The following is a 5,755-nucleotide window of genomic DNA, read 5'->3' as shown; positions in this document are numbered from 1 at the left end:
GACATCACGGCCGGCGCGGCGCCGCTGTTCCTGCTGCTGGATGGCGGCCCGGCGCTGGGCACGCTGGAGGCCGGGCGGCTCGGCCTGCTGGCGCAGGGCGGCTCCGCCTTCCTGGTCGGCACGCTGGCCGGGCAGGGGGGGGCGGCGGCGGCGGCGCTGGTCAGCGTGCCGGCGACGGGCGTGGGCGACACCTATCGCCTGAACGGCTGCCCGATGGGCGTGGCGAATTGCGGCCAAGCGCCGGAACCGCCGGTGACGCCACCAGTCACTCCGCCCGTGACCCCGCCCGTGACCCCGCCTGTCACGCCGCCGGTTACGCCACCCGTGGCCCCGCCCGGCGTGACGCCCGATCCGCTGCCGCCGGTGGTCCAGCCCCCGCCGCCGGCCGATCCTGTGCTGCCGGGCCTGCCCGATCCGCGACTGCCCACCCTGGCCTCGCTCTTCGTCCCGCCGCGGACCGGGCTGTTCGAGCTGGACGCGCCCGGCGGCGGCTCCGGCCTCGCGCGGGAGGAGGAGACGCCGTCGGGCTGGTCGCCCTGGCCCACCCCCTGGCCGCTGCCGCCCTTCCCGGCCCGGGAACCGCCGGAGTAGCGGTCGCCGAACCGGCGTCGCCGCGGAACGTTGGCACCCCTTCGGAGAACCACAAGGGGAGCCCGTCATGCCATCCGACCGTCGTGACCAGGACGATGCACAGCAGGACATTGCCGTTGCCGGTACCTTTCCGGCCAGCGACCCGCCGTCGAATACCGGGGAACGCGGCACCCGCGCCGTGCCGCCGGGCGAGATGCTGGGCGGCAAACACGCGCCCGTGCCGGGCGGCGTGATGCTGAAGCGGCGCTTTCCCAGTGCCGAGGCCGCGAAGCTCGCGCTGGAGGGGCTCGTGCGCGACGGCCCGGTGGACCGCGACGCCGCCGAGCTTCACCCGGAAGGCGAGGCCGTCGAGCTGCGCCTGGTCGCGCCGCCGGGCGATGCCGAGCGGCTCCGGGTGCTGCTCGCCCGCGCCTGAAGGCGTCCGCCCGCCGGCGTCGCGGGCCGTGATCAGCCCGCGACCGGCAGGCCCTTGCTGGTGCTGTATTCGAAGTGCAGCGCCTCGCCCGGGAAGACCCGGGGGTGGATCGCGTGGGCGGCCATGGCCGCCTCGCTGAAGCCCTGCAGGATCAGCTTCAGCTTGCCCGGATAGGTCGCGATGTCGCCGATGGCGTACACCCCGGGGATGTTCGTCTCGCAGGTCGAAGGAGCGACCTTGATGTGCTTGTGCTCGACGCCCAGGCCCCAATCGGCGATCGGGCCGAGCTCCATGGACAGGCCGTAGAAGGGCAGCAGCACATCGGCGGGCACCAGCTTCGTCTCGCCCTTCAGCGTGGCGAGCTCCACCCCGGTGAGCCTGCCGCCTTCGCCCTGCAGGCCGTGCAGCTGGTAGGGGATGGCCATCTCGATCTCGCCGCGCTCGGCGGCCGCCTTGAGCTGGGCGGCGCTTTCCGGCGCGCAGCGGAACTTGTCGCGGCGGTGCACGACGGTGACCTTCGCCGCGATCTGCTTGAGGGAGAGCGCCCAGTCCACGGCGCTGTCGCCGCCGCCGGCGATCACCACGCGCTTGGCGCGGAAGTCCTCCCGCCTGGTCACCATGTAGCGCACCGCGCCGGTCGCCTCGTAGGCCGGGAGCCCCTCGAGCGGCGGACGGTTGGGGCCGAAGGCGCCGGCGCCGGCGGCGATGATCACCGCCTTGCAGGCGATGCTGTCGCCCTCGCTGGTCGTCAGATCGAAGCCGCCGTCGCGCCGGCTCAGCGTCTCCACCCGGCGGCCGAGCAGCATCAGCGGATGGAAGGGCGCGGCCTGCTTCTCCAGCGCGGCGATCAGGTCGGCGGCGGCGATCTCGGGGTGCGCGGGGATGTCGAAGATCGGCTTCTCGGGATACAGCGCGCTGCACTGGCCGCCGGCGGCGTCCAGCGCGTCGATCACCACGGACTTCATGCGCAGCATGCCGCATTCGAAGACGGCGAAGAGCCCGACCGGCCCCGCGCCGATGATCGCCACATCCGTCTCGACCTTGGCCGGCATCGCCTGCGCATCCCTGGAACAAGGCGGCCGGTCTAGCCCGGCGGCGCCGCGTGATCAAACCGCGAACCCGGCGCTTGTGCGCGCCGGCCCCCCGGGGGCAGATTGGTCCGCCCCCGCATGTCCGCCACCGTGACCCTCACGCTGCCCGATTCCGCCGCCACCCAGGCGCTGGCCGCCAGGCTCGCCGCGCGTGCCCGGCGTGGCGACGCCATCCTGCTGGAAGGCCCGCTCGGCGCGGGCAAGAGCACCTTCGCGCGCGCCTTCCTGCGCGCCGCGAGCGGCGACCTCGGGCTGGAGGTGCCGTCGCCGACCTTCACGCTGGTGCAGGGCTACGACCTGCCGGCCGGACCGGCCTTCCATTTCGACCTCTGGCGGCTGGACGGCCCGGCCGACCTGGCGGAACTGGGCTGGGACGAGGCGCGGGAGGGGATCGTGCTGGTGGAATGGCCCGACCGGCTGGGTGCGTTGCGGCCCGCCGACGCGCTCACGCTGGCGCTGGCGCCCGGCGCCGCGGAGGAGGAGCGCCTGGCGACGCTGACCGGCTGGCCCGGCCGGCTGGAGGGCCTGGCGTGAGGGACGGCGCCGAGGACTTCCTGGCGGCCCACGGCTTCGGCGATGCGCGGCGGGAGGCGCTGCCCTCCGACGCCTCCTTCCGGCGCTACATGCGGCTGCTGGACGGGCCGCGTCCCGCGCTGCTGATGGACGCGCCGCCGCCGCAGGAGGATGTGCGACCCTTCCTGCACGTCGCGGCGCATCTGGCGCGCCTCGGGCTCTCCGCACCGGAGGTGATCGCGGCGGATGCCGGGCGCGGCTTCCTGCTGCTGGAGGATCTCGGCCGCACCACCATGGCGGAGCGGCTGGATGCGGGCGCCGATGCGCTGCCGCTCTATGCCGCGGCGGCGGAGGCGCTGGCCGCGCTGCACGCCGCGCCGCCGCCGGACGGGCTGCCGGAATGGGGTGCGGGCCGCATGGCGGAGACAGCGGCGGCCACCTTCCTGGACTGGTGGTGGCCGGAGGTGCTGGGCGCGCCGCCGGGCGAGGCGCAGCGCGCGGCGTTCCACGCGGCGCTGCACGAGATGCTGGCCCCCTTCGCGGCGCGGGGCTTCGTGCATCGCGACTTCTTCCCGGCCAACCTGATGCCGCTGGACCGCCCGGCACCGCGCGACGTCGGCATCCTGGACTTCCAGGACGCGGCGCTCGGCCACCCCGCCTACGACCTGGTGTCGCTGGTGGAGGATGCGCGGCGGGACGTGGACGAGCGCGTGCGGGAGGCGGCGGTGGCCGCCTATCTCGCGCGCCGGCACGACCTGGATGGCGACGCCTTCCGTGCCGCGATGGCGGCGCAGGCGGCGCAGCGGCACCTGCGCGTCGCGGCGCTCTGGGTGCGGCTCGCGCGGCGCGACGGGAAGTGGCACTACCTCCGGCACGGCGCGCGCTGCTGGGCGCTGCTCGACCGCGCGTTGGAGCATCCCGCGACGGCGCCGCTGCGCCGCTTCCTCGACGCGCAGGTGCCCCGCGACCTGCGCGCCAATCCCGCCTCGCTCCATGGACATCCGGCATGATCGCACCCACCCACGCCATGGTGCTCGCCGCCGGGCTCGGCACGCGCATGCGGCCGCTCACCGACGACCGGCCGAAGCCGCTGCTGCCGCTGGAAGGCCGGTCGCTGCTGCACCACGCGATGGACCGGCTGCGCGATGCCGGCATCCGCAACCTGGTGGTCAACGCGCACTGGTTCGCCGACCAGGTGGAGCGCGCCGTCACGGCCTATGGCGCGGAGCCGCCACCGGTGGTGCTGCGGGAGGAGCTGCTGCTGGAGACCGGCGGCGGGGTGAAGGCAGCGCTGCCGCATCTGGGGGGCGACCCCTTCGTCGTGGTGAACGGCGACGCCTTCTGGCTGGACGGCCCGCGCTCCGCCCTGCTGCGCATGTCCGCCGCCTTCGATCCGGCGGAGATGGACGCGCTGCTGCTGCTGATCCGCACCGCGCATGTCGATGGCGACGCCGGCCGCGGCGACTTCCTGCTGGATCCGCTGGGCCGCGCGCGGCGGCCCAGGGAGCGCGAGATCGCGCCCTACCTGTTCGGCGGCGTGCAGATCCTGTCGCCCGTCCTGTTCGAGGGCATGCCCGACGGGCCGTTCAGCCTGAACCGGGTCTATGACCGCGCAATCGAGCGCGGACGGCTCTTTGCACTGGTGCATGACGGCGCCTGGTTCCACCTGTCCACGCCGCGCGACCTGGAGCGGGCGGAGACGATGCTGCGCGCCGGGATCCTGCCCGCCTTGTTTTGAGCGCGCCCGCATGAAGCCGCCACACCAACCCTTCATGCAGGCGCGCCGGCGCTGGACGGCAGGTTCCGCGTGAACCTCTACGACATCCCGGCGCATCTGCCCTTCCTGGACTGTCTGGCCGCCGGGGTGCTGCAGCGCATGGCGGGCGCGCCGCCCGAGGCTCTCGGCCGCGCCACAATCCTGCTGCCGACGCGGCGTTCCGCGCGTGCGCTGCGCGATGCCTTCCTGCGGACCGCTGCCGAGAAGGCGTTGCTGCTGCCGCGCATGCGCGCGCTGGCCGGGCTGTCCACGGAGGATGCGGACGAGCTGGCGCTGCCGGCGCTGCTCGACCTGCCGCCGGCCGTCGCGCCGCTGACGCGGCAATCCGTGCTGACCGGCTTCGTGATGCGCCTGCCGGCGCGGCATGGCGGCCCGACCACGCCGGAACAGGCCTGGCAGCTGGCCGGCGAGCTCGGCCGCCTGTTCGACGAGGTGGCGCTGGAGGAGAAGGACCCGGAGCTGCTGCGCGAAGCCGATCCGCTGGCCTTCGCGGAAGCCTGGCTCGACCGGCTGGAGACGCTGGTGCCGCAGGAACAGGCGACGCACTGGCAGATCACCACCACCTTCCTGCGCGGCATCGCCAACCAGTGGGCCGGCTGGCTGACGGAGCAGGGTCTGCTCGACATCGGACTTCGGCGCGTGCTGGCGCTGCGCGCGCAGACCGAGGCCTGGGCGCAGGACCCGCCGCGGGACGCGGTGATCGCCGCGGGCATCGGCGTCGGCGGCACCATCCCGGCGGCGGCGGAGCTGCTGCGCGTGGTGGCTGGCCTGCCGGCAGGTGCCGTCGTGCTGCACGGGCTGGACCGCAAGGCGCTGGGCCGGATCTGGGCGGCGGTGGAGGGCGCGGCGACGCATCCCTTCTCCTCCCAGGCGCGGCTGCTGAAGGCGATGGAGGCGGACAACGAGCGCATCCGCCGCTGGCCGGGCTGCGAGGCCGTGAAGGAGAAGCGCGTGCCGGAAGCGCGCGCGGCGCTCATCGAGATGGCGCTGCGCCCGCCTGAGGGGCTGGAGGACTGGACGCGGCCGGATCCCGCGCTGTGGCGGCCGGGGCTGGAAGGGCTTTCGCTGCTCGCCGCGCCCGATACGCAGGCTGAGGCCGACGCCATCGCGCTGACCCTGCGCGAGGCGCTGGAGAAGCCGGGCGCGCGTGCCGCGCTGGTCACGCCCGACCGCGACCTGGCGCGGCGCGTCTCCGCGGCGCTGGTGCGGCACGGCATCGTCGCCGACGACTCCGCCGGCGAGCCGCTCGGCACCACGCCGGCCGGCGCCTTCCTGCGGCTGGTGGCGCGCATGGTGGCGGAGGATTTCGCGCCGGTGCCGACACTGGCGGCGCTGAAGCACCCGCTCTGCGCGGCCGGGATGGATCGC

Annotated in this window: 6 protein-coding genes and 1 pseudogene; 6 read left to right on the top strand and 1 reads right to left on the bottom strand. The window is 74.8% G+C overall.

Annotated features, from left to right (window positions below; all coding sequences use genetic code 11):
• Both OZN99_RS23715 and OZN99_RS23710 read left to right on the top strand, forming a co-directional pair.
• On the top strand, positions 1-591 hold a 591-nt coding region (locus OZN99_RS23715; RefSeq protein WP_408611906.1), incomplete at its 5' end, for a hypothetical protein.
• Between the two features lie 67 nt (positions 592-658).
• A complete protein-coding gene (locus tag OZN99_RS23710; RefSeq protein ID WP_270937725.1) occupies positions 659-1,006 on the top strand; it encodes a hypothetical protein in 348 nt (115 codons plus the stop codon).
• Between the two features lie 32 nt (positions 1,007-1,038).
• On the opposite strand, the gene OZN99_RS23705 is transcribed toward OZN99_RS23710, so the two are convergent.
• The gene (locus OZN99_RS23705; RefSeq protein WP_270937724.1) at positions 1,039-2,058 is read right to left on the bottom strand and encodes an NAD(P)/FAD-dependent oxidoreductase; all 1,020 of its coding nucleotides are present in this window, start codon (positions 2,056-2,058) and stop codon (positions 1,039-1,041) included.
• Between the two features lie 117 nt (positions 2,059-2,175).
• Between OZN99_RS23705 and tsaE the strand changes: the two genes are divergently transcribed.
• The 4 genes and pseudogenes from tsaE to OZN99_RS23685 form a co-directional block, all read left to right on the top strand.
• Entirely contained in the window at positions 2,176-2,631 is a 456-nt protein-coding gene (tsaE, locus tag OZN99_RS23700; RefSeq protein WP_270937723.1) for a tRNA (adenosine(37)-N6)-threonylcarbamoyltransferase complex ATPase subunit type 1 TsaE, read from the top strand.
• On the top strand, positions 2,628-3,620 hold the full coding sequence (locus OZN99_RS23695) for an aminoglycoside phosphotransferase family protein (RefSeq protein WP_270937722.1): 993 nt from the start codon (positions 2,628-2,630) through the stop codon (positions 3,618-3,620). The genes tsaE and OZN99_RS23695 overlap by 4 nt, the downstream gene beginning before the upstream one ends.
• The gene (locus tag OZN99_RS23690; RefSeq protein ID WP_270937721.1) at positions 3,617-4,348 is read left to right on the top strand and encodes a nucleotidyltransferase family protein; all 732 of its coding nucleotides are present in this window, start codon (positions 3,617-3,619) and stop codon (positions 4,346-4,348) included. Before OZN99_RS23695 ends, OZN99_RS23690 begins: the two co-directional genes overlap by 4 nt.
• Before the next feature lie 69 nt (positions 4,349-4,417).
• A pseudogene (locus OZN99_RS23685) lies at positions 4,418-5,755 on the top strand (double-strand break repair protein AddB); the annotation flags it as partial.

The sequence above is a fragment of the Falsiroseomonas oryzae genome, from assembly GCF_027856955.1.
In the GTDB taxonomy this organism is placed as follows: Bacteria; Pseudomonadota; Alphaproteobacteria; order Acetobacterales; family Acetobacteraceae; genus Falsiroseomonas; species Falsiroseomonas oryzae.
Note: the sequence above shows the minus strand (reverse complement) of the source record. Positions and strands in the feature narration are given on the sequence as shown.

Excerpts from the sequence above, each read along its gene's own strand:
- OZN99_RS23710 (WP_270937725.1), top strand. The coding sequence starts at position 659 with ATGCCATCCGACCGTCGTGACCAGGACGATGCACAGCAGGACATTGCC.
- OZN99_RS23705 (WP_270937724.1), bottom strand. The coding sequence starts at position 2,058 with ATGCCGGCCAAGGTCGAGACGGATGTGGCGATCATCGGCGCGGGGCCG.
- tsaE (WP_270937723.1), top strand. The coding sequence starts at position 2,176 with ATGTCCGCCACCGTGACCCTCACGCTGCCCGATTCCGCCGCCACCCAG.
- OZN99_RS23690 (WP_270937721.1), top strand. The coding sequence starts at position 3,617 with ATGATCGCACCCACCCACGCCATGGTGCTCGCCGCCGGGCTCGGCACG.